Source organism: Methylobrevis pamukkalensis (assembly GCF_001720135.1).
Classification (GTDB): domain Bacteria; phylum Pseudomonadota; class Alphaproteobacteria; order Rhizobiales; family Pleomorphomonadaceae; genus Methylobrevis; species Methylobrevis pamukkalensis.
Genome location: NZ_MCRJ01000001.1, coordinates 60525 through 87097, shown reverse-complemented (window position 1 = coordinate 87097; position 26573 = coordinate 60525). Strand labels below are relative to the sequence as shown.

The window sequence follows — 26573 nt, the reverse complement described above, 5'->3', positions numbered from 1 at the left end:
CATGCAGCGCCGCCACCGCCGGGCCCACGCCGCCATCTGGACCGGTCTTGCCGTCGTCCTGCCGCTCGCGGTGGCGATCATCTTCACCACCCTGCCGAAACCCGCGCCCGACGCACCCGCCGTGCGGCTCGATGCGGCGCCGGCGGCGGAAGGGCAGCCATGAGCGTTTCCTACAAGCCCGTCATCTGGAACCGGACGAAGCTGATCTACGACGCGGTCCTGCTCGCGGGCATTGTCCTCTACATCCTGCTCTACCTGAACGTCGGGCCGCAGATCTCGACGGCCCTGCAGGAGGTCGACCCGCCGATCCGGCGCATGCGGGCCTTCGGATCGCTGGCCCTGCTGCTGCTGACCTTCGTGCTCGCCATCGGCCCGCTGGCCAGGCTCGACACACGCTTCATGCCGCTGCTCTACAACCGCCGGCACTTCGGCGTGATCACGGCGGTGGTGGCGGCCACCCACGCCGCCTACGTGCTGGCGTGGTATTTCGCCTACAGCCCGACGCCGCAGATGACCGCGCTGTTCACCAGCAACACCAGCTTCGGCAGCATCGCCGGCTTTCCCTTCGAGATCTTCGGCATCCTCGCACTGCTGATTCTCGGCATCCTCGCCGTCACCAGCCACGACTTCTGGCTCTCCTTCCTGTCTCCCCCGCTGTGGAAGGGCATCCACATGAGCATCTATGCCGCCTATGCGGCCGTGGTGCTGCATGTGGCGCTGGGGGCGCTGGCCAGCCGCCGCGACATGACGCTCGCCCTTCTGACGCTCGGCGGCCTCGCGCTGCTGTGCACGCTGCATCTGGTCACGGGACGCCGCGAGCGCGTGGCCGATGCGGAGGGCTCGCCGGTCGATCCGGACGACGGGTGGATCGTCGTCGGTGATGTCGCCGAAATCGCCGAGGGCCGGGCGATCCTCGGCGCCGGTCCGGGCGGCGAGCGCATCGCCGTCTTCCGGTCGAACGGCGCGCTCTCGGCCTTTTCCAACGTCTGCTCCCATCAGAACGGCCCGATCGGCGAGGGCAAGGTCGTGCGCGGCCTGGTGACCTGCCCCTGGCACGGCTACCAGTACCGGCTGGAGGACGGCTGTTCGCCGCCGCCCTTCCGCGAGCGCATCCGCAAGTATCGGGTGCGGCTTGCGGGAACGACGGTGCTGGTCGACCCCGATCCCCTGCCCCTCGGCACGCGCCTCGAGCCGCTGCCGATCCCGGCCGCGCCCGCAAGGCAAGGAACCGCGTGATGCTCAAGCCCGCCGACCGCGGATTCTTCGTCGGCTATTTCCGGAAGGTGCCGCCGGACGTGCGGGCCGTGGCCTTCGCCTTCGCCGCCTTCTTCCTGGCGAGCCTTGCCTGCGCGTCGCTGCTGCTGTCCGCCGGCACGGACAGCCCCGCGCCGGGCGCTATGTGGACGAGTTGCGCGGCGGACGGCTCACCGGCATCCTCGAAACGCGGCCCTATCCGATCCTCCGGGTGCCCGCGGCGGGCGACGCGCCGGCACGGGCGATCATGCTTGCAGGCTCGGGAAAGTTCGGCGTGGCGGACCGGGCGCAGCCGCTCGCCGGCACCGCCGTCGAGGCCGGCGGCATCTTCGTCAGGCGCGGCGATCTCGACATGCTGCTGGTGGGCGGCGGCCGCAACGACCTGAGGGCGGCCGAGGCGCCGGCCGCCCCGCCGCCCCCGCCGGCCGCCGAACCGCTGGGCAGGTGGCGCCTCACGGGCGAGATCTGCGACGGGAAATGCCTTGCCGGCGCCATGAAGCCGGGCACCGGCCTTGCCCACAAGGCCTGCGCCAACCTGTGCATCTCCGGCGGCGTACCACCGGTGTTCGCCTCGACCGCACCGGTGGCCGGACACCTCTTCTTCCTGCTGGCGTCCGAGGATGGCGGCCCCATGCCCGCGGCCCTGCTGGACAGGACCGGCGTTCCGGTCGTTCTGGAGGGAACCGTCGAACGCCGCGACGACCTCCTGATCTTCAGGGTCTCGGGCCTTGCCGGCGAGGAACGGTCATGAGCCACCCCCACCCGCGGCGCGGCCGCCATCTCCTCGGCCTTGCCGTCGCCGCGGCAGCGGCCCTCGCCATCGTCCTGTCGTGGCGCCACGGCCTCGGGCTGCTTGATCCGACGCCCTTCCGGGATCTGCGCTACCTCGCCTTCGCCGCCTATGTGTTCGTGCTGCTGTCGGCGATCCATGCGCTGCTGTCGCGCCTGATGCGCTGAGGGCGGGGACGAGCGTGTACGTCTACATCAAGGCCCTGCACGTCTTCGTGGTGGTGACGGCGGTCGGCGGCATGCTGGCTGTTGCCCTCACCCTGCGCCTTGCCGAGGCGCCCGTGGACGACCGGCTCCGGCGCTTCCTCGTCGGCCTTCGTGCATGGGACGGGCTGGTCACGACACCGGCCCTCGCCGTCGTCTGGATGGCCGGCTACACCATGGCCTTCGGCGGCGGATGGGACACCGCGCCGTGGCTGCTGGTGAAGCTCGGGCCGGCCACGCTCCTGACCGGGCTGCATCTAGCCCAGGGCGCGGCGCTCGCGCGCTGTCTCGCGGACGGCCTGCCCCCGCCGGCGGTCCTGCGGACCGCACCCGCCGTCATCCTCGGGAGTCTCGCCGCGATCGCCTGGCTTGCCGTGGTCAAGCCGCTCTGACCGGCCCTTCGCCGGAGGCACGGCCGCCGGAGGCGGGCCGCGCCCGTCAGCTCCTCACCACTGCAGCAGGCGCCGGCCCGCAAGCCATCCCGCCACCGTCACGAGGGCGATCGCCATCGGATACCAGAGCAGGATGAAGAGCGGACTGTCGTCGGTGCAGCTCGACGCATAGAGGGTCGCCGCGATGCCCGAGGCGAACAGGCCGGCCACCGCCCCGGCAAGGCCCGGCCGCTCCGGGGCGCCGTAGCGCAGCGCATGGAGAAGGCAGGCAAGCGGCACGATCGACAGCAGCGGGATCATGGTCAGGCAGTGGCTGGCATTCTCGCCGATCATCCGCGCGCCCCATGCGTCGGAGGGCACGGCGAGGAGTTCGGCCAGGGCCGCTGCGACAGCCAGCACGAGCGGGCTCAGCAGCCACCAGGCAGGGACGCGCAGCGGCACGCCCGGGCGCCCGATCCGGAACACGAGAATGCCCGCGCTGACGGTCAGCGCGATCGTGACGACGAACTTGAAGAGGAAGCGGTCGCTCGCCATCGCCGCGCCGAGATCCGGACGCACGCCGATCGCGGCCCCGAACAGCAGACCGGCCAGCAGCAGCGCCGCAAGGACGCCGAGCCGCAGCCTGTCGCCGAGGCGCGCGGTCAGCGGTGCATCCTGGGCCAGCAGCGCGATCAGGTCATCGGTTTTCAAGCGTTCTCACTCCGGTAGAAGGTCGCGAGTGATTTCAGGGCGCGGTGGAGGGATACACGTACTGCGACTTCCGTCATTTTCAACCGGGCCGCCGTTTCCCGTACACTCGTACCTTCGATCGAAATGGAATGCACGATCGTGCGCTGCGGATCCCCCAGCCGCGACAGAATGTGTTCCACATCGATGCGGTCGGTGGAGTCGGCGCGACCCTCGCTCTCGAGGACGGCGACGACGTCTTCGAGAGGAACGTCGATGTGCCGTCCCCGCCGCCGCAGGATGTCGACCAGCTTGTTGCGGACGATGGCGGAAATCCAGGGCCGGAGCGGGCGGGCGGGATCCCAGCTCGACCGCTTGAGGTGGATGGCCAGCAGGACCTCCTGAACGACGTCCTCCGCCTCGCTCGGCGGAAGGCCGAGCTGGCTGCAGCGCCGGCGCGCGATCGTCCTCAGATGCGGCGTGAGCGCGGTCAGGAACCGATGATAGGCCCGGTTGTCACCCGCGATGGCGGCGCGCATCCAGCGGTCCCATTCCTCTTCACGTTCCACGTTGGTCATCAAACCCATCCCAGGTCCTCGCAGGGAGATCGGCGCGCCGATCATCTCCGGGGGCAAGTGGCATCGCGCGTTGCGCTGGTCGGATCGAAGGGACGGCGCGGGCCGCAGGCGGTCCGGCGCGGACGGGATCGCAGGCGAAGGGACCGACCCGGGCGGGCGAGGGACAGGCGCCCATCGCACATCCGGAGCACCGCGCCGCGCGCACCGGACATGTCGGCGGCCCCGGGGCCGCGCTCGATGACCATCTTCAAGCCCCTTCCCCAGACGCCTTGCCCATACCCCTTCCCGAGGCCTCTTCCCGAGGCCTCGGCAGAAGCATCCCGCCGCCTCTGCCATCGCCGCCATGCCGAAGCGAGGGGCGCGAGAGGCGGGTGTCGGGATCATTCTAGAAGGGGCGGATACAAACTCAATGACGCAAGCCGCGCGCTCCGGAGAGTTGATGTCGGCAGCTCCGCCGGTGACGGCACCGAGATCACGCCGTGATGTCTGCGGCCGCATCACGACCTTCCAGCAGCGCCTGCAGCGGCGGGACCATGAAGTCGAGGAAGGCGCGCACCCGGCGCGGCAGGCCGGGGCCGGAGCGGCAGACCGCGTGGATCGGCTCCTCGTCGCGCTCCACCACATCCGCCAGCACCTCGACCAGCCGGCCGGCGGCGATGTCGTCCCGGGCATGATAGTCGCCGAGCCGGGCAAGGCCGGCGCCGGCCACGGCGAGGCGTCGGACGATCTCGCCGCTGTTGGCGATCAGCGGCCCGGTCACGGCCCGGTCGACGGTCCGGCTGCCCTGGCGCAGCGGCCAGACCGGGGCCGAGCGGCGGAAGTTGAAGCCGAGACAGGCGTGATGGTTGAGGTCCTCGACCGTCTGCGGCACGCCGCGCCGCTCAAGATAGGCGGGGGCTGCGACGATCTTGCGATGCGCGACGCCGATCTTGCGCGCCATCATCCCCGAATCCGCCAGCGGCCCGGTGCGGAAGGCGACATCCGTGCGGTCGAGGAACAGGTCGACGATCTCGTCGGACAGCGACAGGTCGACGACGATGTCCGGATAGGCCAACCAGAAGGCCGGCAGCAGCGGCTCGATGCCGATCACGCCGAAGGCGACCGAGGCGTTGACCCGCACCGTGCCGCCCGGGCGGGCGGCGCCGCGCGACACGCTGCGCTCGATCTCCTCCAGGTCGCCGAGCAGCGCCTCGCTGCGCTCGTAGTAGAGCTGGCCCTCCGCCGTCAGCGACAGCCGCCGGGTCGAGCGCTCGATCAGCCGCACGCCGAGCCGGGCCTCCGTGCGCGCGATCAGCTTGCTGACGGTCGACGGCGTCATCCGCATCCGCCGCGCCGCCTCCGAGAAGCTGCCCGCCTCCACCACCCGCAGGAACACCTGCATCTCGCCCGCCCGGTTGTCCATGCGCCCCGATCCATGAAACGAATTCACGGATGATGTGGGATTCGGCCGGATTATCAAGAGAGCTCTGCGCACGTATCTCTGGGACCGAGACCCGGCAGCGCCGGGACAACATCCACCACCAACGGCGGACGCCGCACCGGACCTGCTTTCCGGGGCGGATCCGCATGTCCGCGAGCGGGACAAGGACATCCCCATGACCACGACGGTTTCTCCCTCCGGGCCGGCTGCCACGCCCGCGCCCGGATCAACTGGCCGCTGCTTGCCCTTGCGGTCGGCGCCTTCGCCATCGGCACCACGGAATTCTCGCCGATGGGGCTGCTGCCCGTCATCGCCGCGGGGGTCGACGTGTCGCTCCCGGCCGCCGGCCTGCTGGTCAGCGCCTATGCGATCGGCGTGATGATCGGCGCGCCGCTGATGACGCTGGCGCTCGCCCGGCTGCGCCGCCGCAGCGCGCTGATGCTGCTGATGGGCATCTTCACCGCCGGCAACCTTCTCTCCGCCATCGCGCCGGACTACGGCACGCTGCTGGCGGCCCGCCTCGTCACCAGCCTCAACCACGGCGCCTTCTTCGGCCTCGGGTCGATCGTCGCGGCGAGCGTGGTGCCGCCGGAGCGGCGGGCGAGCGCGGTGGCCGCCATGTTCATGGGCCTCACCATCGCCAATGTCGGCGGCGTGCCGGCCGCCACCTGGATCGGCCAGCAGGTCGGCTGGCGCATGGCCTTCGCCGGCACCGCCGGCCTCGGCCTGCTGGCGATCGCCGCCCTGTGGCGCGCGCTGCCGAAGGGAACGCCGGGCGAGATGCCGGATCTGAAGCGCGAGCTGCGGGTCCTGGCACGCCCCGCCGTGCTGATCGCCATGGCGACCACGGTGGCCGGCGCCGGCGCGATGTTCACGCTCTACACCTTCATCGCCCCGGTGCTGGCCGATCTCACCGGCGCCGGCGCCGGCTTCGTCACCCTCGCCCTGGTGCTGATCGGCGTCGGCTTCACCCTCGGCAACGGTCTCGGCGGCCGGCTTGCCGACTGGTCGCTGGACGGGGCGACCCGGATCTTCCTCGCCGCCCTCGCCGTGATCATGCTGGCCCTGCCGCTGGCGCTCACCACCGAGGCCGGCGCGATCATCGGCCTCCTCGTCTGGGGGGCGGCCGCCTTCGCCATCGTGCCGCCGGTGCAGATGCGGGTGATGCAGGCCGCCGCCGAGGCGCCGGGCCTTGCCTCCTCGATCAACGTCGCGCCTTCAACCTCGGCAATGCGGTGGGCGCCGCCCTCGGCAGCGCCGTCATCGGCCTCGACCTCGGTTCCGGGGCGATCCCGGTCGCCGGCGCGGGCCTTGCCGCGGCCGGCCTCGCCCTGGCCTTCCTCGGCCGGGCGCCGCGTGGCAAGAAAGGGAGCACGGAAACCGGAGGAGCAGGGCACGACGTGGCGGCGGGCGTCTGCCCGTCCTGAGACAGACCCGCGACTTGATCCGCCCGGCACGATCCCATAAACATGCATCCAATAGTCATGTTTCACCGGCGGCCCCGCGCCGCCCCTGACCGGACCCTTTCATGAGCGATCTCGCCCTCAGCGCCACCGGCCGCGTCACCTTTCCCGGGGCCGGTGACGTGTTCGAGAAGATGTGCGCCCATCTGGAGGAGCACATCGACCTGCGCCGGGACGGGTCGACCGCGCGGGCCGAGACGGCGGACGTCCGCATCGACTTCTCCTGGCGGCGCGAGACCTTCGAGATCGTCGCCCGCGCCGCCGACGACGCCAGCATGGTCGCGGTGCGCGAGATGGTGGTCTCGCATCTGCGCGAGTTCGGCGGCGAGGCGGCGGGAAAGGTCGACTGGACCGGCGCGGCCCTCACCGCCGCCGCCCCGAAGCGCAGCTACCGGCGGCTGACCGTCACCGGCGTTGCCGACATCACCCCGCACATGCGCCGGCTGACGCTGGCCGGCGACGATCTTGCCGTGTTCGCCCGCGGCGGCGTGCATCTGCGCCTGCTCCTGCCGCACACCCCCGGCGCCGACGTCGGCGAACCCGTGATCACCGATGCCGACCGCATGATCTGGCCCCAGGAGGCAGAGCAGCCGCAGGTCCGCGTCTACACCATCCGCCGCATCGACGTGGCCGCCGGCACGCTGGCGATCGATTTCCTGCTTCACGGCGAGGACGACCACTGCCCCGGCGCCGGCTTTGCCCGCCGCGCCCGCGCCGGCGACCGGCTGGCGGTCTACGGCCCGGTCGGCCGCGACGTGCCGCCGGCGCGGCGCTATGTGCTGGCCGGCGACGAGACCGCGCTGCCGATGATTGCCCGCATGCTGGAAGAGATGCCGGCCGAGGCCCGCGCCGAGGTCCTGCTCGAATGCGATGGCCCCGACGACGAACTTGTCCTTGCCGCCCCCGGCAATGCCACGATCCGCTGGGTTCACCGCCGGCCCGCGCCGGCGCCCGCCTCGGCGGCGCTCGAAGCGGCCTTCCGGGCGCTGCCGATCGCCGGCCCAGCCGAGGACATCTACGTGATCTTCGCCGCCGAGGCCGCCGCGGCCCGCAGGGTGCGCGGCTACCTCCGCGCAGACCTCGGCCTGCCGGTGGCCCGCTACATGTCCGCCGGCTTCTGGGACGCCTGATCCGGAAGGGAGCGCGGACACGCCCTCCCGTCCGTGATAAGGGAGCCGCACGATCCCGCGTCGACGCCCGCCGCGCGCAGAAAGACCCAGACGTTGCTGAAAGACTTCATCTCCTACTACCGGCCCCACCGCAGCCTGTTCCTCCTCGATTTCGGCTGCGCCGTCCTCTCGGGTCTGCTCAACCTCGGCTTTCCGCTGGCGGTGACCGTGTTCGTCGACCGGCTTCTGCCCGGTGGCGACTGGAAGCTGATCATCCTCGCCCTCGTCGGCCTGTTCGCGATCTACGTGGTCAACGCCGGGCTGATGGCGGTCGTCACCTACTGGGGCCACGTGCTCGGCATCAGCATCGAGACCGAGATGCGCCGCCGCGCCTTCGACCACCTGCAGAAGCTCTCCTTCCGTTTCTTCGATCGCCAGAAGACCGGCCACCTGATCGGCCGCCTCACCAAGGATCTGGAGGAGATCGGCGAGGTCGCCCACCACGGACCGGAAGACCTGTTCATCGCGGTGATGACCTTCGTCGGCGCGCTGGCGGCGATGTTCTGGGTGCATGCGCCGCTCGCCGCCGTCACCCTCGTGATCGTGCCGCTGGTGCTGGCGCTGGTGCTGCGCTACGGCAAGGACATGACCGCCAACTGGCAGGCGCAGTTCGGCCAGGTCGGCGCCTTCACGCGCGCATCGAGGAAAATGTCGGCGGCGCCCGCGTGGTGCGCGCCTTTGCCAACGAGGATCACGAGCGCGCGCTGTTCGCCCTCGACAACCGCGCCTACATGGCGACCAAGCTCGGCGCCTACCGGATCATGGCGACCAGCCTGACGCTCAATTTCCTCGGCCTGCGCCTCGTCCAGCTGCTGGTGCTGCTGACCGGCGCCTGGTTCGTCTCGGCCGGCAGCCTCACGGTCGGCGGCTTCGTCGGCTTCCTGCTGCTGATCAACGTCTTCTACCAGCCGCTGGAGAAGATCGCCGCGGTGATCGAGACCTATCCGAAGGGCATCGCCGGCTTCCGGCGCTACCGCGAACTGCTCGACACCGCGCCGGACGTGACCGACCGGCCCGAGGCGGCCGAGGCCGGGCGCCTTGCCGGCGACATCGTCTTCGACGGCGTGCGCTTCGGCTACGATCCGGCCCGGCCGGTGCTGAAGGGGCTCGATCTCTCGATCCGCGCCGGCGAGACCATCGCCTTCGTCGGCCCGTCGGGCGCCGGCAAGACCACGCTGCTCTCGCTGGTGCCGCGCTTCTACGACGTCGATGCCGGCGCGATCCGCATCGACGGCCGCGACATCCGCGACCTGACGCTGGCCTCGCTGCGCCGGAGCATCGGCATCGTCCAGCAGGACGTGTTCCTGTTTGCCGGCACGATCCGCGAGAACATCGCCTATGGCCGGCTGGACGCAACGGAAGCCGAGATCCTCGATGCCGCCCGCCGCGCCCGGCTCGGCGGACTGCTCGCCGAACTGCCGGACGGGCTCGATTCCATCGTCGGCGAGCGCGGCGTGCAGCTGTCCGGCGGCCAGAAGCAGCGCGTCGCCATCGCCCGGATCTTCCTGAAGAACCCGCCGATCCTGATCCTCGACGAGGCGACCTCCGCGCTCGACACCGAGACCGAGCGGGCGATCCAGGACGCGCTGCAGGAGCTGGCGCGCGGGCGCACCTCGCTGGTGATCGCCCATCGCCTCGCCACCATCCGCCATGCCGACCGCATCGTCGTGGTCGAGGACGGCCGGATCGTCGAGACCGGCGATCACGCCAGCCTGCTGGCCACCGCCGGCGTCTATCGCCGGCTGGTGCGGGCGCAGGCGCTGAACGACACCGGCGAGGCGGACATCGCCGCCGCCGAGTGAAACAATCCGGTTGCCTTGATGCGGCCGTTCCCCGGCCCCACTCTATCCGTCGCGGCAGGTCGCGTGCCCCTCATCAGGGGAACAACCGGCAGCGCGCCCGGTTGATGGGCGGCAGCAGAGTTCAGGAGCCGGAATGGAAAGCCTCACCGCCGAGATCGGCGCCTTCGTGCAGCAGAACCAGGGCTGGGCCGGACCGATCATCGGTCTGCTTGCCTTCGGCGAATCGCTGGTGCTGATCGGTCTGGCGATCCCGGCCACCGCGATCATGATCCTCGTCGGCGGCCTGATCGGCGGCGGCGTGGTCGAGCCGGTTCCGGTGGTTGCCTGCGCCATCCTCGGCGCGGTCACAGGCGACGTCGTTTCGTATTTTCTCGGCCGCTACATGGGTCCGCAGGTGGTCTACAGGCCACCCCTGAACCGCTTTCGCGGGCAAGTGGCGCGGGCGCGCCTGTTTTTCCGCAATTACGGCTTTGCCGCCGTGTTCTTCGGCCGCTTCCTCGGACCGATCCGCTCGACCGTGCCGCTGGTGGCCGGCATGATGGCCATGAGCCAGCGCCGCTTCCAGATCGCCAACATCGCCTCGGCCGCCCTCTGGGCGCCGGTGATGCTCGCCCCGGGCTGGCTGATCGGCAAGGGCGCGGGGGCGGCCGGACCCACCGGAGAATCCCAGATCGCCATCATGGCCGGGGTCGCCGGCGTCGCGACCATCGGCGCGATCTTTCTGGCCAGGAAGCTGATGATGCCGCCCGGCCCCGGCGCGCGGACCGCGCCGCCGCCCGGCGCTGATCCGCGTCGGGCTTCGGACCGGGCTGTCGGACCGATCCGGCTCCGGACCGGGTCAGCCTTCGCCCTTGAGGCTGAGGTCGTCGCGGTGGATCATCTCCGCCCGGCCGGCGTAGCCGAGGATCATCTCGATCTCGCCGCTGTTGCGGCCCGTGAGCCGTTCGGCGTCGGCGCTGTCATAGGCGATCAGGCCGCGGCCGAGCTCGCGCCCGGCCTCGTCGCGGATCGACACCGCGTCGCCGCGGGCAAACCGCCCCTCGACGCGCCTGACGCGGCCGGCAGCAGGCTCTTGCCGGAGGCGAGCGCGCGCACCGCGCCGGCATCGACCACCACCGAGCCCTTCGGCTCCAGATGCCCGCCGATCCACGCCTTGCGCGCGGTCGAGGGATTGGCCTCGGCCCTGAACAGCGTGTAGGTGCCGCCGGCGTCGATCACCGACAAGGGATGCAGCACCTTGCCCGACGCGATGATCATCGCCGTGCCGGCGCCGGTCGCCATCTTGCCGGCCTCGATCTTGGTCTTCATGCCGCCGCGCGACAGTTCGGAGCCCGCGGCCCCGGCCATCGCCTCGATCTCCGGCGTGATCCGCTCGACCACCGGAATGTGCCGGGCGGCGGGATCGTCATTGGGCGGCGCCGTGTAGAGCCCGTCGATGTCGGAAAGCAGGATCAGCAGGTCGGCCGAGGTCATGGTCGCGACCCGGGCGGCGAGCCGGTCGTTGTCGCCGTAGCGGATCTCGGTGGTGGCCACCGTGTCGTTCTCGTTGATTACCGGAACGGCCTTGCGTTCCAGCAGCGTGCCGATGGTGGCCCGGGCGTTGAGATAGCGCCGGCGCTCCTCGGTGTCGCGCAGGGTGAGCAGGATCTGGCCGGCGGTGAGGCCGTGGGCGCCGAGCATTTCCGAATAGATCCGCGCCAGCGCGATCTGGCCGACGGACGCCGCCGCCTGGCTTTCCTCCAGCCGCAGCTTGCCGCCGGGAAGTCCGAGCACGCCGCGCCCGAGCGCGATCGAGCCGGAGGAGACGATCAGCACGTCGGCGCCGCCGGCAATCAGCCGGACCACGTCCGCGACGAGCGCCTCCAGCCAGGCGCGCCGCAGCACGCCCGAGCGGCCCTCGACCAGCAGCGCCGAGCCGATCTTGACGACGATGCGCCGATAGGGCGCCAGCACGCCGGCCGTTGCGACCTCTTCCCTCACCGCTGTCGTCTCGCTGGTCACGGGCGCCACTCCCCCTCGCCGCTCACCGGGGACACGTCTTCCGGGCCGGCGCGCGATTCCTCGATCGCCCGCCAGATCATCCGTAGCGCCTGCTCGACGCCGGTGCCGGTCGCGGCCGAAAGCTGCAGCGGCAGGCGGCCCGACGCCTTCTTCAGCGCCTTGACCTTGGCCGTGCGCTCCTCCTCCGGGATTGCGTCGACCTTGGACAGGGCCACGATCTCGGGCTTCTCGTCGAGACCGGCGCCATAGGCGGCCAGCTCGCCGCGCACCACGCGATAGGCCTCGGCCACGTCGTCCTGGGTCGCGTCGACCAGATGCAGCAGCGCGCCGCAGCGCTCGATATGGCCGAGGAAGCGGTCGCCGATGCCGACACCCTCATGGGCGCCCTCGATCAGGCCCGGAATGTCGGCCAGCACGAACTCGCGGGTCGAGACCCGCACGACGCCGAGGTTCGGATGCAGCGTGGTGAAGGGATAGTCGGCGATCTTGGGCTTGGCCGCCGTGGTACGGGCGAGGAAGGTCGACTTGCCGGCATTGGGCAGGCCGACGAGGCCGGCATCGGCGATCAGCTTCAGCCGCAGCCAGATCCACTTTTCCTCGCCCGGCAGGCCCGGATTGGCCCGGCGCGGCGCCTGGTTGGTGGAGGTCTTGAAATAGAGGTTGCCGAAGCCGCCGTTGCCGCCGGCGAGCAGCCGCACCTTCTGGCCGACCTCGACCATGTCGGCGATCAGCGTTTCCTGGTCGTCCTCGAGGATCTCGGTCCCGACCGGCACCTTCAGCACCACGTCGGCACCCTTGGCGCCGTTGCGCTGCTTGCCCATGCCGTGACCGCCGGTCTTGCCCTTGAAATGCTGGGTGTAGCGATAGTCGATCAGCGTGTTGAGGCCGTCGACGCATTCGATCCACACGTCGCCGCCGCGCCCGCCGTCGCCGCCGTCGGGGCCGCCGAACTCGATGAACTTTTCACGGCGGAAGGAGACGGAGCCGCCGCCACCGTCGCCGGACCGGACGTAGACCTTGGCCTGATCGAGGAACTTCATGGTATTTCGTCACATCTTCGGTCCCGCTCAAGGCCGTCGTGGCCAGGCGGGAGGGCGCCCTCGCGGGCAGGGTGAGCTATGGGCCAATGCCGCAGAAAGTGCAACATTCGGCCGTGCTGGCACGTGTTCGCAAGCCCGAGCGAACCCGCCTTCGATCCTGTTCAGGCGCCGGGCTGCGGCGCCTGCGCCACCCCGTCGCGCGACAGGATCGTGTCGATATGCGGCAGCGCGCCGCCCTTGGCCTCGCACACCCGCAGCGACTGGCCGGTGATGGTGAAGCCGAGCTTGGTCTGCACCCGCATCGAGGCGTCGTTGCCGAGAAACACCCCCGAGCGCACGACCCTCAGGCCGAGATCGGCGAAGGCGAAGGCCAGCACCTCGCGCACGGCCTCCGTGGCGTAGCCGTTGCCCCAGTGCGCCTGCGCCAGCCAGTAGCCGACCTCGGCGTTGCCCGGCAGGCCCTGCAGCCCGACGAGACCCAGAAAATCCGTCCCGGCCCGCTGCCGGATCGCGAAGACATAGGCCTCGCCGCTGCGCCGCGAGCGCTCCGCATGGGCGAGGAACATCCGCGCATGCGCCAGTTCGTAGGGAAACGGCACCCGTGCCAGCCAGCCGGCGACCGCCGGGTCCGACAGCGCCGCCGAGATCGCCGGCGCGTCGGCGTCCACGGTGGCGTCGAGCCGGAGGCGCGGCGTGGCGAGGGTCGGCATCCGCATGCGTGGCAGCCCTTTCACGGCTGATCGGCGCGACCCTGCCCGCGGACCCGACGGTGACGTCGGGAGGGGCCTGGATCCCGCAAGGTGCCCCCGGCGACCGCGGGCGAAGAGACGACATCGCGCCGCAGGACGACGCGCCGGATCAGCTGGCCGCGCGCAATCCCACGCCTGGCTCGGGGTCGGGCGGCGGCGCGCCGTCCCGATCCTCGCCGATCCGCACCGGCTGCCAGCGCCGCAGGCTCTCCCAGGTCCGCCGGTCGAGCGAGAAGCGGTCGATCGCCACCACGGTCCGGAAGTAGGCGGACGGGGAGAGATCCTGGCCGGTGAACTGGAAGCCGCACTTCTCGATCACCCGCCGCGAGGCGCCGTTGGTCACCCGGCACGAGACGTTGACGCGGGCGTGGCGATGCACCTCGAAGGCGAAGTCGATCGCCGCATGCGCCGCCTCGGTGGCATAGCCCCGGTCCCAGAAGCTTCGCCCATCCAGTAGCCGAGTTCCGGCACCGGCCCGCGCCGGAAATCGAGCGAGATCGCGCCGACGAGTTCGGGCAGGTCGTCGCCCTGCTTGCGGTAGACGAGGTGCTTGAGACCGTCGGCCGGGCAGGCATCGGCGATGTAGTCCTCGGCGTCCGCCAGCGTGTAGGGATGCGGCATGCGCGTGAGGTTCTGGGCGATCTTCGGGTTGTCGGCGAGCGTGGCGAGCGCCGCGGCATCGGCGAGCGTCGGCGCGCGGATCACCAGCCGCCGGGTTTCCAGCACCGGGCGCAACGGCGCGACGGCTGGGCTGGATGGGCCGGGCGCGCCCGGACTATCGTCCTCGTCTCCAGTCATGATCTTGGTCTCCGGTCGCGAAAAATCGAGGGGAGGCGGCGCCCCACCTCCCCTCGGGATCTTTCGACCGTGACCTTGGCCGATCCTCCGGGTCCGTGGGACGCCGGAGGGTCGACTTGACCATTCGGCGTTACTCTGCTGCTTCCATCGTGGCTGCCGGCAGTACCGACACCACAACCTTGCCGTTCGACTTGGAATCGTAGGACACGTTGCCTTCGATCAGCGAAAAGATGGTGTGGTCGCGGCCGAGGCCGACATTCTTGCCGGGATGCCACTGCGTGCCGCGCTGGCGCAGGATGATGTTGCCCGGGATGACGGCTTCGCCGCCGAACTTCTTGACGCCGAGGCGACGACCAGCCGTATCGCGGCCGTTGCGCGAGGAGCCACCCGCTTTTTTGTGTGCCATCGTGCTTCTCCTTCAGTTTCCTGCTGCGCCGGTCCGGGGAGCGTTACGCTCGCATCGCGGACGGCGGAAATTCCGATTGAACCCGCGAACGTCGATCAGACGCCGACGATGCCCGTGATCCGCACCACGGTCTGGTGCTGGCGGTGGCCGATCTTGCGCTTCGAGTTCTGGCGGCGGCGCTTCTTGAAGGAGATGACCTTCTTGGTGCGCGTCTGGCCGACGACCTCGGCGGTGACGGTGGCGCCGGCAATCGTCGGGCTGCCGAGCGTGGTGCCGGCCTCGCCGCCGACGAGGAGAACCTCGCCGAAGGTGATCGCCGCACCGGCATCGCCCTCGAGCTTCTCGATGGCGAGAACGTCGTTGGCGGCGACCTTGTACTGCTTGCCGCCGGTCTTGATGACTGCGAACATCTCGTGCTTCATCCTTCTTGTTCGGCGCTTTCGGCGCCATTCTTGGCACCGGGTCGTCCGCCCTCGGGCGGCCGGACCCCGGCTACGGGTTCGCGTCCTGCGGCGCCGCCCGGCGGCACATGGCCTCGGGCGAACTTGGGGGGCATGGGCTTATGCACATGCCGGCAACGACAAAAGACACCGTCGCGTCCACATCGCTCCCGGTCGGGAGCTGGGGCGCGGGCGATGTCCCGTTGGTGTTGCGGGGCCTCGGACGGCGGCGCACGGGCGGTTTCCCGCCATTTCATGCGATCGGAGCCTTTTACATGCGGGGCCCGCGCGCGTCAACGAAGAGATCGCCGGAATCGGGATGCATGCCATGCATGAAAAATCGCCCTCCGCCCTTGCGCCCCGGGAATTCCGTTTGTATGTTCCGCGCCGCTTTCGACCGTTACCGAAGCACCCCTTTTTGCGGAGAGGTGGCAGAGTGGTTGAATGCACCGCACTCGAAATGCGGCATGCTCGCAAGGGCATCGGGGGTTCAAATCCCTCCCTCTCCGCCACTTGGTTTTTCGCGACACACCTCGCCCACACCTCGTATTGCAAGCGCCGCTCCGAACGAGCGGAGGCGGCTTCGACGGCCAGACGCATCCGCCAGACGCGATGCCCGCGCCGACCCGAAGCACCGCTGTCCGGCGCCCTGGTTGACCCGAATTGACCCCGCTGACCATTTCCGAGCTCAATGCCCGCCGCATGCGGCTTGCGATCTACTGCACCAGTTGCGGCCGCCAGCGCTACCTGCGCGGCCCCTTCCCCGAGGCCGCCGTCATCGCCGACCTCGCCGCAGGCATGACCTGCACCCGCTGTCGCTCCCGCGAGGTCGAAGCCCGCGCGATCGACCGCGACGCCCGCACCGGCTTCTGGCCCGCCGAAGCCGGCTGACGCCGCGGCCCTGTCCGTCGTCACGGAATCAACACGCTCCTGCAGGAGTGTGAACACGTCGCCGCGTCAAGCACTTGCCTCGGCACACCCGGCCTTTCGCCGCAACGCAGCGACGATTTCGGCGGGATTTTCCGGGCGCGACGCTTGACGCACCGGTCGGGCCGTTTTATTATTTCACCGTGAATTAATAATAACTCGCTCATACAGATGGCGAGATTGTGGTCACGCCTGCCTGCGATGCGTGCAGCATTGCCGGCGAACGGAGGATGTCCGGTCAACGGATGCGCCGTCGGCATCGGCCACGCACAGGGTGGGGAAACAAGCCGTGACGCCTCGCGCAACCCGCACCGGGCAGGGCACCAATTCGGCCCAGGTCCGACAGTTCAACGAACGGATCGTGCTGCGGGCGCTGCGCCGTCTCGGCGAGGCCTCGAAGTCCGACCTTGCCCAGGCCGCCGGCCTGACCAGCAACGCCATCGGCGAGATCATCCGCGAACTGGAGACCCTCGGCCTCGTTCGCGAACTCGGCAAGAAGCGCGAAGGCCAGCGCGGCCAGCCCGCCAGCATCTACGAACTCGATCCGGCCGGGGCCTTTGCCATCGGCGTCCGCCTCGACCGCGTCGCCACCGAGGTGGTCCGGGTCGATCTCGCCGGCCGTGTCCAGTCACGGCGCAGCCACGACAGCCTGCTGCCGCCGCCCGACGAGATGCTGGAAATCCTGGCCGCCGACATCGCCTCGCTGCGCGCCGAACTCAGTCCCGCCGAACAGACCCGCCTCACCGGCGTCGGCCTCGCCCAGCCGTTTCATCTCGCAAGCTGGCTGCGCGAACTGGAACTGCCGCCGAGCTCCTTCCGCCTCTGGCAGGACGTCGATTTTGCCGCCGCCCTGTCGCGGGCCTGCGGCCTGCCGGTGTTTGCCGAGAACGACGGCAACGCCGCCGCGATCGCCGAACTCTTCTACGGCTGCGGCCGCGAGATCGACGACTTCATCTATCTCTTCGTCGGCGGCGCCGTCGGCGGCGGCATCGTCAAGTCCGGCGATTGCGTGCACGGGGTCAACGGCAATGCCGGCGACTTCGCGATGATGCCGGTGGCCGCCTCCGGCCTTGCCTCCGCGCCCCGCCCCGACAAGCCCTTCGACGTGCTGCTCACCCGCGCCTCGCTCACCGCCCTGAAGCGCCATCTGCGCTGGCATGGCCATGACGTCACCAGCGTGTCGGCGCTGTCGGGCGTGCTGCGCGAGGACCGCGCGGCGGGCGCCATCGACGAATGGCTCGACGACTGCGCCGACGCGCTCGCCGCCGCGGTGCTGTCCTCGGTCGCCCTGCTCGACATCCAGACGGTGGTGATCGACGCCGGCGTCGACCACGGCCTCGTCCGCCGCCTGATCGTGCGCCTCGACGCGCGGCTTGCGGAGGCGACCCCCGAGAGCATGCGGCCGCCGGTGCTGCGCTCGGGCAGCTTCGGCGCCGATGCCGGCGCCCTCGGCGCGGCGACCCTGCCGCTCTTCTTCAACTTCTCGCCGCGGTCCTCGATTCTCACCAGCGCGGGCGCGGCCATCCGGGAGGCACGAGACCATGCAGCAGCCGAGTGAGCAGCGACCGGTCCTCCAGCCGGTTCACAAGCCCGTCCTCGAAATGGAGGCCATCTCCAAGACCTTCCCCGGCGTGCGCGCGCTGTCGGACGTCAGCCTCACCGTCTACCCCGGCGAGGTCCATGCCCTGATGGGCGAGAACGGCGCCGGCAAGTCGACGCTGATGAAGATCCTCTCCGGCGCCTACATCGCCGATCCGGGCGGCGAGATCCGCATCGACGGCACCCCGGTCGTGATCGACGGCCCGATGGCGGCCAAGCGCCTCGGCGTCGCGGTGATCTACCAGGAGCTGTCGCTCTCGCCGAACCTGACGGTGGCCGAGAACATCTATCTCGGCCGCGAGCCGAAGAAGGCCGGCCAGGTCGACCGGGCAACCATGAAGGCCGGCTGCGGCGACGTGCTGGAGCGGCTCGGCGCCAGCTTCGGCCCGGGCACCATCGTCGAGAGCCTGTCGATCGCCGAGCGCCAGCTGGTCGAGATCGCCCGGGCGATCCACGCCAACGCCCGCATCCTGGTGATGGACGAGCCGACCACCACCCTGTCCTCGCGCGAGACCGACAAGCTGTTCGCGCTGATCCGCCAGCTGCGCGCCGACGGCCTCGCCGTCATCTACATCTCGCACCGCATGGCCGAGGTCTACGAACTTTCGGACCGCTGCTCGGTGCTGCGCGACGGCAGCTATGTCGGCACCCTCGACCGCGAGCAGCTCTCCGCCGACGCCTGGTGCGCATGATGGTCGGCCGCGATCTGTCCGGCTTCTACAAGAAGGACCACGACGCCCACGGCAGCCGCGGGCCGGTGATCCTCGAGGTCGAGAATGTCTCCGACGGCGGCCGCGTCCGGCCCTGCTCGTTCCAGCTTCACGAGGGCGAGGTGCTCGGCATCGCCGGCCTCGTCGGCTCGGGCCGCACCGAGCTCGCCCGCCTGATCTACGGCGCCGACCGCCGCGCCTCGGGCACGATCACCCTCGACGGCCGGCGGATCGACCCGAAGCAGCCGCTCGACGCGATCGAGGCCGGCCTCGTCTATCTCACCGAGGACCGCAAGGGCCAGGGCCTGTTCCTCGACATGTCGGTCGCCGACAACGTCAACCTCGGCGTGATCGGCCGCGACGCCCGCCGCTTCGGCTTCCTCGACCGCGGAAGGGCCCGGTCGCGGGCGGCCGACGCCATCAAGGCGCTGTCGATCCGCGTCGCCAGCCCCGCGGTCAACGTCGGCGCGCTGTCGGGCGGCAACCAGCAGAAGGTGCTGCTGTCGCGCCTGCTGGAGACGAAGCCGAAGGTGCTGATCCTCGACGAACCGACCCGCGGCGTCGACATCGGCGCCAAGTCCGAGATCTACCGGATCATCGACGAACTGGCGAAATCCGGCGTCGGGGTGATCGTGATCTCCTCCGAACTGCCCGAAGTGGTCGGCGTCGCCGACCGCGTGCTGGTGATGCGCGAAGGCGCGCTCGCCGGCGAGGTCGGCGGTGCCAGCGGCACCCCCGCCACCCAGGAGAGCATCATCGCGCTCGCGACCGGCGCCGGAACCGCGCCTGCCGCCGTGTCCGTCCACTGACCGAACCGCCTCGAAAGGACAAGACCGATGGCTGAAGAGACCACCGCCGCCGGGGCCTTGCCGGACAAGAACGCCGAGCGGGCCGCCGCCAACCGCAAGATGCGGGTCCAGGGCCTGATCCGCACCGTCGGCATGCTGCCCGTGCTGATCCTGCTCGCCATCGGCTTCCAGCTGATGTCCGGCCGCTTCATGTCGACGCAGAACCTGTCGATCGTCGCGCAGCAGGCCTCGATCAACACCGTGCTCGCCGCCGGCATGACCGTGGTGATCCTGACCGGCGGCATCGACCTGTCGGTCGGCTCGATCCTGGCGGCCGCCGCCATGGTGGCGGTGATGGGCTCGCTCATTCCCGATGCCGGCATGCTCGGCATTCCGCTTGCGCTCGGCATCGGCCTGCTGTTCGGCCTCGCCAACGGCGTGCTGATCGCCTTCATCCGCCTGCCGCCGTTCATCGTGACGCTCGGCTCGCTCACCGCCGTGCGCGGCGTCGCCCGGCTGCTCGGCGGCGACACCACGGTCTTCAACTCGTCCCTGCCCTTCGCCTTCATCGGCAACGGCACCCTGTTCGGCATCCCGTGGCTGGTGATCATCGCCTTTGCGACCATCGTCGTCACCTGGCTGATCCTGCGGCGCACCGTGCTCGGCGTCCACATCTACGCGGTCGGCGGCAACGAGAGCGCGGCGCGCCTGTCGGGCATCAAGGTCTGGGCCGTGCTGCTGTTCGCCTACGGCTTCTCCGGCCTGATGGCCGGCCTCGGCGGCGTGATGAGCTCGGCGCGCCTGTTTGCCGCCAACGGCACCCAGCTCGGCCAGTCCTACGAACTCGACGCCATCGCCGCGGTGATCCTCGGCGGCACGTCCTTCGTCGGCGGCATCGGATCGATCTGGGGCACGCTCGTCGGCGCGCTGATCATCGCGGTGCTGACCAACGGCCTCGTGCTCGTCGGTGTCTCGGACATCTGGCAGTACATCATCAAGGGCCTCGTCATCATCGGCGCCGTCGCCCTCGACCGCTACCGCTCCAAGGGCTCGGCCAGGACCTGACCCCGCCCCACCCCGAATTCCCGACCGGCGCATCCCGACAGACCCGGACGCGCCGGCACGAGGAACCAAGACCGCCGGAAAGAACTCGTCACAACCGGCGGAACCCACCAGGAGGAAAGACGCATGAACGCCAGGACCCTGCTGCTCGCCACCGCCGCCACCCTCGCCCTGACGGGCGCCGCCGGCGCCAAGGATCTCACCCGCATCGGCATCTCGCTCGGCTCGATGGGCAACCCCTTCTTCGTCGCGCTGGCCCAGGGCGCCACCGACAAGGCCAAGGAGATCAATCCGAACGTCGAGGTCACCGCGCTCGGCTACGACTACGACCTCAACAAGCAGTTCACCCAGATCGACAACTTCATCGCCGCCGGCGTCGACCTGATCCTCCTGAACCCGGCCGATCCGAAGGCCGTCGGCCCGGCGATCGCCCGTGCCCAGGCGGCCGGCATCCCGGTGGTCGCGGTCGACACCGCCGCCGACGGCGCCGACGCCACCGTGACGACCAACAACGTGCAGGCCGGCGAGATCGCCTGCCAGTACATCGTCGACAAGCTCGGCGGCAAGGGCAAGGTCGTGATCCAGAACGGCCCGCAGGTCTCGGCCGTGATCGACCGCGTCGACGGCTGCAAGAAGGTGCTCGAGGCCAACGCCGGCATCGAGATCCTCTCCGCCGACCAAGACGGCAAGGGCTCGCGCGACGGCGGCATGAACGTGATGCAGGGCCACCTGACCCGCTTCGAGCAGATCGATGCGGTGTTCACGATCAACGACCCGCAGGCGATCGGCACCGACCTCGCCGCCAAGCAGGCCGGCCGCAACAACATCATCATCACCACGGTCGACGGCGCCCCCGACATCGAGGCCGCCCTCAAGGACCCGAACTCGCCGATGATCCACGCCTCGGCCAGCCAGGATCCCTATGCCATGGCCCAGCTCGCCACCGAGATCGGCGCCAAGCTGATCAACGGCGAGAAGCCGGCCGAGCCTGTGACGCTGATGCCCTCGACCCTCGTCACCCGCGACAACGTCAACGAATACAAGGGCTGGGCAGCCGCGCGCTGAACCGGAACCCGATCGACCGCAACCCCGCGGCCCCGGATGCGCGTCCCGCATCCGGGGCCTTTTCTTGCGCCGCAGCCGTGCCGCCAGGCGCGTCCGCACCGCTTGCGCCCAGGCGGGCGAAACTGAATGTCGCGCGTGGAGAGACCGGCGCGACCGGCCCGTACCCCGGCGGCGCACGCCCCGCCCCACAACGGCCGGGTTTGCCGGCCAAGCTCCTGCTCCATGCACCGCGCGCGGATCGTTCCGCGCGGCACGGCACAGCCTCTGCCGCGGACACGCCCCTTGGCGACGCGCGCCACCCCGCAGCGAATTTGCACTGCAGCGTGATTTTGCGACTGGTTGAACGCATGGAAAACAATATGTTGGTGTCAGATGCAGGAGACGGTGCGGCGCGTTTGACCGACGGTCCGCCGCGGCGCACTGCGCCGATCCGATCCGGGAGCCGACATGCGGACTGACCTGACCGAGCGCGGGACCCTCATCATCGTCGACGTGCAGATCGACTTCTGCCCCGGCGGGGCGCTGGCCGTCGACCGCGGCGACGAGGTGGTCGGCCTGATCAACGGGCTGTCGGCGCGCTTTGCCCATGTGGTCGCCACCCAGGACTGGCATCCGGCCGGCCACCTGTCCTTTGCCTCCTCGCACGCGGATGCTGCGCCCTTCTCCGTGATCGAACTCGGCTACGGCAGCCAGACGCTGTGGCCGGACCACTGCATCGCCGGGACCCCGGGCGCCGACTTCCATCCCGGGCTCGACCTGACGCCGGTGGATCTCGTCATCCGCAAGGGATTCCGGCCGACGATCGATTCCTATTCGGCCTTCTTCGAGAACGACCGGTCGACGCCGACCGGGCTTGCCGGCTATCTGCGCGAGCGGGGACTGACGGAGCTGGCCTTCGCCGGCCTTGCCACCGACTTCTGCGTCGCCTGGTCGGCAATGGACGCAGTCCGCTGCGGGTTTTCCGCGTCGATCCTGATGCCGGCCTGTCGCGCCATCGATCTGTCCGGCTCGCTGGAGGCCGCGGTCGCCGCGCTGAAAGGTGCCGGCGTCACCGTCATGGAGGAGCTGCCATGACCCTTCGCCGAAGCGGCGGCATCGTGCCGCCGGAACGATTTCGTCCGTCATGCGTTCAGGCCGGAGCATCTTTTCCGGCCCCCGCATCCACCCACTATGAAAGACCCCGATCAGCCGCTATCTCTTGGCGACATCGGAGAGGGTGAGACGTAATCCGGCATCGGAAAGCCGCCGCAGCACGCATCATTCGGCGTGTCGCGGCGGTTTCCCGATGCCGGACGCATGGCCCGACGGAGCCGTGCGCGAATCCCGAGCGACATCCCTTGCGGAGCCTTGACCTTGGATCTGACGAACGAGCCCACGACCACCGACGACACCGCGCTCACCCGCCGGCAGATGCTGTCGAAAAGCCTTGCAGCGATCGGCACCGTCACGGTGGCCGCCGGTGCCGGCCTGCCATCGCTGGCCTTCGCCCAGCAGCAGGCGGCCACCCAGGCGCAATTTGCCGTCAACGGGCCCTTCCGCCGCTCCACCGTCGCGGAGATCGCGCGCAAGCTCGCCGCCAGCGCCTATGTGGCGCCCGACGACAGCCTGCCGGAGGTGCTGCAGAACCTTTCCTACGACCAGTATCGTGACATCCGCTTCCGGCCCGAACGCTCGGTCTGGTACGACCGCAAGCTGCCGTTCCAGCTGCAGCTGTTCCATCGCGGCCTCTACTACAACCAGCCGGTCGAGGTGGCCCTCGTCGCCGACGGACAGGCGACCCACCTGGCCTACGATCCGGAGCTGTTCACGGCCGGGCCGCTGATTCCGGGTCCGATCCCCAAGGAAGACATCGGCTTTTCCGGCATCCGCATCCACGGGCCGATCAACAGTCCCGACTATTACGACGAGATCGCGGTCTTCCAGGGCGCCAGCTACTTCCGCTCGCTCGGCAAGGGCGAGGTCTACGGCCTCTCGGCGCGCGGCCTCGCGATCAAGACCGCCGATCCCGAGGGCGAGGAATTCCCGGCCTTCCGCGCCTTCTGGGTGGAGACCCCGTCCGAGGCCGCCGACACCATCGTCGTCCATGCCCTGCTCGACAGCCCGTCGACCACCGGCGCCTACCGCTTCACCCTGCGGCCGGGCATGCCGACGCAGATCGATGTCGAAGCCCAGCTGTTCCCGCGCGTCGACCTCGTCAAGGTCGGCCTGGCGCCCGGGACCAGCATGTTCTTCTTCTCCAGCAACGACCGGCGCGACATCGACGATTTCAGGCCCAAGGTGCACGATTCCGACGGGCTGCTGATGGTGACGGGTCGCGGCGAACGGCTGTGGCGGCCGCTGGCCAATCCGCAGGAACTGCAGATCAGCGCCTTCGTCGACACCGCCCCCCGCGGATTCGGCCTGATCCAGCGCGATCGCGACTTCAAGTCCTACGAGGATCTCGAAGCCGCCTACGAGCGGCGGCCGAGCCTGTGGGTCGAGCCGCTCGGCGACTGGGGCACCGGCGCTGTCACGCTGATCGAGATCCCGACCGATTCGGAAGTCCACGACAACATCGTCGCCTACTGGGCCCCGCGCGAGAAGATTCCGGCCGGCTCCGAATACAGCTTCTCCTACCGGATGGCCTGGGGCGGCGACCCGGCCGCGGCGCTCGGATCGGCGACGGTGGCCTCGACCATGTCCGGCCGGGCGCTCGGCTTCGGCGACACCGACATCCGCCTGTTTGTCATCGACTATGCCTTCGCCCCCGGCGTCGACCGGGCCGCGCTCGGCGAGGCGAAGGCGACGGTGAACTCCTACAAGGGCGCGGTGCGCAACGTGGTGGTGCGGGAGAACGCGATCACCGGCGGCATCCGCCTGTCGTTCCAGCTCGACCCCGCCGGCGAGGCCCTGATCGAACTGCGCGCGCTGCTCACCTTCGAGCAGGGGCCGCCGGCTGAAACCTGGGTGTTCCGATGGACGTCGTGACGGCCCGCGGCGCGCACCTCCAGACGGAGGCGGGCCCGCAGCCGGATGCCGCCGCCCGTATCGACGACGCGAAGGCGTTCCCGCCGGGCATGCCGCCGGAGGTTGCCGGCGCGATGCCGCCGCAGCGGCTCGACCGCTTCGACCCGTCCACCCGCCGCAAGCTGGTGTCACCCGCGGCCCGATCCTCCGCCTTCCGGCGCATCGCCGTGCTCGGCTCGGCGCTCGCGCTCACGGCCTTTGCGATCTACGAGATGTATCTCGTTCTCGCCATCGGCGACCTGACGCCGGTGGAACAGGTCGTGCTCGGCCTGTTCGCACTGACCTTCGTCTGGATCGCCGTGGCGATGACCAGTTCGATTGCCGGCTTCTGCGCGATCCTGCGCCGGCGCTTCACCCGCAAGCCCGCGGCGACCGGCCCACTCACCCGGCGCACCGCCGTGCTGATGCCGACCTACAACGAACAGCCTGACCGGGTGTTCGGCGGGCTGGAGGCGATGATCCGGTCGGTCGAGGCGCTCGGCCACGGCGACGCCTTCGACTGGTTCGTGATCGCCGATACCACCGATCCGGAGATCGCGCTGGAAGAGGAGACCGCGCTGGCGCTCGCCCGCGCGCGGCTCGGCGGCCGGCTCCGGCTGTTCTACCGCCGCCGCCGCCACAACACCGGGCGCAAGGCCGGCAACGTCGCCGACTTCTGCCGCCGCTGGGGCGCCGCCTACGACCATCTGCTCGTCCTCGACGCCGACAGCCTGATGGAAGGCGGCACGATCGTCGAGCTGGCCCGCCGCATGGAGGCCGATCCGGACGCGGGCCTGATCCAGACCATCCCGATGCTGATCGGCGGCACCACGCTGATCGCCCGGCTCCAGCAGTTCGCCGGCCGGGTCTACGGGCCCGTGGTCGGCACCGGCCTGTCGTGGTGGGTGCAGAAGGAAGGCAACTTCTGGGGCCACAACGCGATCATCCGCAGCGAAGCCTTCATGGCCTGCGCCGGCCTGCCCGAACTGCCCGGCCGCCCGCCCTTCGGCGGCCACATCATGAGCCACGACTTCGTGGAAGCCGCCCTGATCCGCCGCGGCGGGTGGAACGTGATCATCGCCGACGACCTGCCGGGTTCCTACGAGGAGAGCCCGCCGTCGCTGATCGACCTTGCCATCCGCGACCGGCGCTGGTGCCAGGGCAACCTGCAGCATTCCAAGGTGCTGTTCGCGCGCGGCCTGCACTGGGTCAGCCGCAGCCACCTTCTCACCGGCATCCTGTCCTACTGCACCTCGCCGCTGTGGCTGCTGCTGCTGCTCGCCGGCCTGACGCTGGCCCTTCAGGCCCACTTCATCCGTCCGGAATATTTCGTGGACGAATTCCAGCTGTTCCCCTCCTGGCCGCGCATCGACCCGGAGCGCGCGCTGGGCCTGTTCGTGCTGACCATGGGCGTGCTGTTCACGCCGAAGATCCTCGGGTTGATCGCCTTCCTCGCCAGCGGCCGCGAGCGTCGCCCCGCCGGCGGCTTCATCGGCGTGATCGCCAGCTTCCTGTTCGAGGTGATCCTGTCGGCGCTGGTGGCGCCGATCATGATGCTGATCCACACCGGCGCGATCGTGCAGATCCTGCTGCGCCGCGACGCCGGCTGGAACCCGCAGCGCCGCGACGACGGCGGCGTGCCCTTCCGCGATCTCGTCCGCCGCCACAAGTGGCACATGGTGTCCGGCATCGCCCTCGGCGCCGCGGCACTCGCCGATTCGCCGATCCTGCTCGCCTGGCTCGCCCCCGCCGTCACCGGCCTCGTCCTTGCCATTCCCCTGTCCGCCGTCACCGGCTCCTATGCCGTCGGCCGGGTGTTCAAGCGGATCGGCCTGCTGCGGATTCCCGAGGAGCGGCTGACCATCACCGAGCGCGACCTGATGCTGGAGGCACGCCCCGCCTATGCGGCCGCTGTCGCGGCAGCGCCCGGCCTTGCCGAGGTCGTCGCCGATCCGGACCGGGTCAGCGCCCATGTGGCGGTCACGGACCGTGTGCTCGACCGCCGCCGCGGCGCCGTCGATCCGGTCGAGGCGGTGGCCACGGCCAAGATCGCCGAGGCCCAGACCCAGGGCGAAGCGTCGGCTTCCTCGATCGCCGCGAACGGGCGATTGTACTGGCGACCCCTGCGCTGATGCGCGCGCTCGCCGCGCTGCCACGCTCCGGCGCCCACCGCGGCTGATCCGTCCCGACCTGACAGGACGCCACAACGGCCGATTTCCGGCTTTTGTCGATTTTTTTGACCCTCGTTTCATTCAAGTGCTGGAAA

Annotated in this window: 22 protein-coding genes, 1 tRNA gene and 5 pseudogenes; 18 read left to right on the top strand and 10 right to left on the bottom strand. The window is 70.1% G+C overall.

Translation table 11 applies throughout. From position 1 onward, the window contains the following. Position 1 precedes the first annotated feature (1 nt). From A6302_RS22570 to A6302_RS00395, 5 genes are all read left to right on the top strand, one after another. Positions 2-163, top strand: a complete 162-nt coding sequence (locus tag A6302_RS22570; RefSeq protein WP_169833457.1) for a hypothetical protein — start codon at positions 2-4, stop codon at positions 161-163. After that, on the top strand, positions 160-1236 hold the full coding sequence (locus A6302_RS00410; RefSeq protein ID WP_069305367.1) for a Rieske (2Fe-2S) protein: 1077 nt from the start codon (positions 160-162) through the stop codon (positions 1234-1236). Before A6302_RS22570 ends, A6302_RS00410 begins: the two co-directional genes overlap by 4 nt. A 163-nt stretch (positions 1237-1399) precedes the next feature. Continuing rightward, complete coding sequence (locus A6302_RS00405; RefSeq protein ID WP_245293836.1) at positions 1400-2005, top strand: hypothetical protein; 606 nt, start codon at positions 1400-1402, stop codon at positions 2003-2005. Further along, positions 2002-2211: a hypothetical protein gene (locus A6302_RS00400; protein ID WP_069305366.1), complete on the top strand. Its 210-nt coding sequence runs from the start codon at positions 2002-2004 to the stop codon at positions 2209-2211. The genes A6302_RS00405 and A6302_RS00400 overlap by 4 nt, the downstream gene beginning before the upstream one ends. A 14-nt stretch (positions 2212-2225) precedes the next feature. Next, positions 2226-2639: a CopD family protein gene (locus A6302_RS00395; protein WP_169833456.1), complete on the top strand. Its 414-nt coding sequence runs from the start codon at positions 2226-2228 to the stop codon at positions 2637-2639. Between the two features lie 54 nt (positions 2640-2693). On the opposite strand, the gene A6302_RS00390 is transcribed toward A6302_RS00395, so the two are convergent. The 3 genes from A6302_RS00390 to A6302_RS00380 form a co-directional block, all read right to left on the bottom strand. Beyond that, on the bottom strand, positions 2694-3329 hold the full coding sequence (locus tag A6302_RS00390; RefSeq protein ID WP_069305365.1) for an NrsF family protein: 636 nt from the start codon (positions 3327-3329) through the stop codon (positions 2694-2696). Next, on the bottom strand, positions 3326-3883 hold the full coding sequence (locus tag A6302_RS00385; RefSeq protein ID WP_069305418.1) for a sigma-70 family RNA polymerase sigma factor: 558 nt from the start codon (positions 3881-3883) through the stop codon (positions 3326-3328). Before A6302_RS00385 ends, A6302_RS00390 begins: the two co-directional genes overlap by 4 nt. A 472-nt stretch (positions 3884-4355) precedes the next feature. Then, positions 4356-5285 (bottom strand): LysR family transcriptional regulator, encoded by a 930-nt coding sequence (locus A6302_RS00380; RefSeq protein ID WP_069305364.1) that lies wholly within the window; start codon positions 5283-5285, stop codon positions 4356-4358. Positions 5286-5528: 243 nt separating this feature from the next. On the opposite strand from A6302_RS00380, the pseudogene A6302_RS00375 reads away from it, so the two are divergent. The 4 genes and pseudogenes from A6302_RS00375 to A6302_RS25050 form a co-directional block, all read left to right on the top strand. Beyond that, positions 5529-6730 (top strand): annotated as a pseudogene (locus A6302_RS00375) (MFS transporter). A 101-nt stretch (positions 6731-6831) separates the two neighbouring features. Next, the gene (locus A6302_RS00370; RefSeq protein WP_069305363.1) at positions 6832-7896 is read left to right on the top strand and encodes a siderophore-interacting protein; all 1065 of its coding nucleotides are present in this window, start codon (positions 6832-6834) and stop codon (positions 7894-7896) included. 93 nt (positions 7897-7989) lie between these two features. Continuing rightward, a pseudogene (locus A6302_RS00365) lies at positions 7990-9737 on the top strand (ABC transporter ATP-binding protein). A 133-nt stretch (positions 9738-9870) separates the two neighbouring features. Then, a pseudogene (locus tag A6302_RS25050) lies at positions 9871-10515 on the top strand (DedA family protein); the annotation flags it as partial. A gap of 60 nt (positions 10516-10575) precedes the next feature. Here A6302_RS25050 and proB read toward each other — a convergent pair. From proB to rplU, 7 genes and pseudogenes are all read right to left on the bottom strand, one after another. Continuing rightward, a pseudogene (proB, locus tag A6302_RS00350) lies at positions 10576-11687 on the bottom strand (glutamate 5-kinase). Between the two features lie 47 nt (positions 11688-11734). Then, entirely contained in the window at positions 11735-12778 is a 1044-nt protein-coding gene (gene obgE / locus A6302_RS00345) for a GTPase ObgE (RefSeq protein ID WP_069305360.1), read from the bottom strand. Between the two features lie 161 nt (positions 12779-12939). Continuing rightward, the gene (locus tag A6302_RS00340) at positions 12940-13494 is read right to left on the bottom strand and encodes a GNAT family N-acetyltransferase (protein ID WP_069305359.1); all 555 of its coding nucleotides are present in this window, start codon (positions 13492-13494) and stop codon (positions 12940-12942) included. A gap of 142 nt (positions 13495-13636) precedes the next feature. Further along, positions 13637-13924 carry a GNAT family N-acetyltransferase gene (locus A6302_RS21825; protein WP_425349092.1) on the bottom strand — a complete coding sequence of 96 codons (288 nt, stop codon included), beginning with the start codon at positions 13922-13924 and terminating at the stop codon, positions 13637-13639. After that, entirely contained in the window at positions 13867-14325 is a 459-nt protein-coding gene (locus A6302_RS21820) for a GNAT family N-acetyltransferase (protein WP_141703338.1), read from the bottom strand. Before A6302_RS21820 ends, A6302_RS21825 begins: the two co-directional genes overlap by 58 nt. Positions 14326-14455: 130 nt before the next feature. Further along, the gene (gene rpmA / locus A6302_RS00325) at positions 14456-14731 is read right to left on the bottom strand and encodes a 50S ribosomal protein L27 (protein ID WP_069305356.1); all 276 of its coding nucleotides are present in this window, start codon (positions 14729-14731) and stop codon (positions 14456-14458) included. Positions 14732-14826: 95 nt separating this feature from the next. Further along, positions 14827-15141, bottom strand: a complete 315-nt coding sequence (gene rplU, locus A6302_RS00320) for a 50S ribosomal protein L21 (protein WP_069305417.1) — start codon at positions 15139-15141, stop codon at positions 14827-14829. 452 nt (positions 15142-15593) lie between these two features. Between rplU and A6302_RS00315 the strand changes: the two genes are divergently transcribed. The 9 genes and pseudogenes from A6302_RS00315 to mdoH all read left to right on the top strand — a co-directional run bounded on the left by A6302_RS00315 (position 15594) and on the right by mdoH (position 26439). Continuing rightward, positions 15594-15683: transfer RNA gene (locus A6302_RS00315), tRNA-Ser, on the top strand. A 151-nt stretch (positions 15684-15834) separates the two neighbouring features. Beyond that, positions 15835-16062, top strand: coding sequence for a hypothetical protein (locus A6302_RS00310; protein WP_069305355.1), 228 nt, complete (start codon positions 15835-15837; stop codon positions 16060-16062). A gap of 325 nt (positions 16063-16387) precedes the next feature. Further along, positions 16388-17656, top strand: a complete 1269-nt coding sequence (locus tag A6302_RS00305) for an ROK family transcriptional regulator (RefSeq protein ID WP_069305354.1) — start codon at positions 16388-16390, stop codon at positions 17654-17656. Further along, positions 17640-19216, top strand: a pseudogene (locus A6302_RS00300) (sugar ABC transporter ATP-binding protein). Before A6302_RS00305 ends, A6302_RS00300 begins: the two are co-directional and overlap by 17 nt. Positions 19217-19243: 27 nt before the next feature. After that, on the top strand, positions 19244-20260 hold the full coding sequence (locus A6302_RS00295) for an ABC transporter permease subunit (RefSeq protein ID WP_083255367.1): 1017 nt from the start codon (positions 19244-19246) through the stop codon (positions 20258-20260). A gap of 123 nt (positions 20261-20383) precedes the next feature. Then, complete coding sequence (locus tag A6302_RS00290; protein ID WP_069305353.1) at positions 20384-21322, top strand: ABC transporter substrate-binding protein; 939 nt, start codon at positions 20384-20386, stop codon at positions 21320-21322. A 447-nt stretch (positions 21323-21769) separates the two neighbouring features. Beyond that, complete coding sequence (gene pncA, locus A6302_RS00285) at positions 21770-22396, top strand: bifunctional nicotinamidase/pyrazinamidase (RefSeq protein ID WP_069305352.1); 627 nt, start codon at positions 21770-21772, stop codon at positions 22394-22396. A 336-nt stretch (positions 22397-22732) separates the two neighbouring features. Further along, a complete protein-coding gene (locus tag A6302_RS00280) occupies positions 22733-24289 on the top strand; it encodes an OpgD/OpgG family glucan biosynthesis protein (protein ID WP_069305415.1) in 1557 nt (518 codons plus the stop codon). After that, entirely contained in the window at positions 24277-26439 is a 2163-nt protein-coding gene (gene mdoH, locus A6302_RS00275) for a glucans biosynthesis glucosyltransferase MdoH (protein ID WP_245293834.1), read from the top strand. The genes A6302_RS00280 and mdoH overlap by 13 nt, the downstream gene beginning before the upstream one ends. Positions 26440-26573 lie beyond the last annotated feature (134 nt).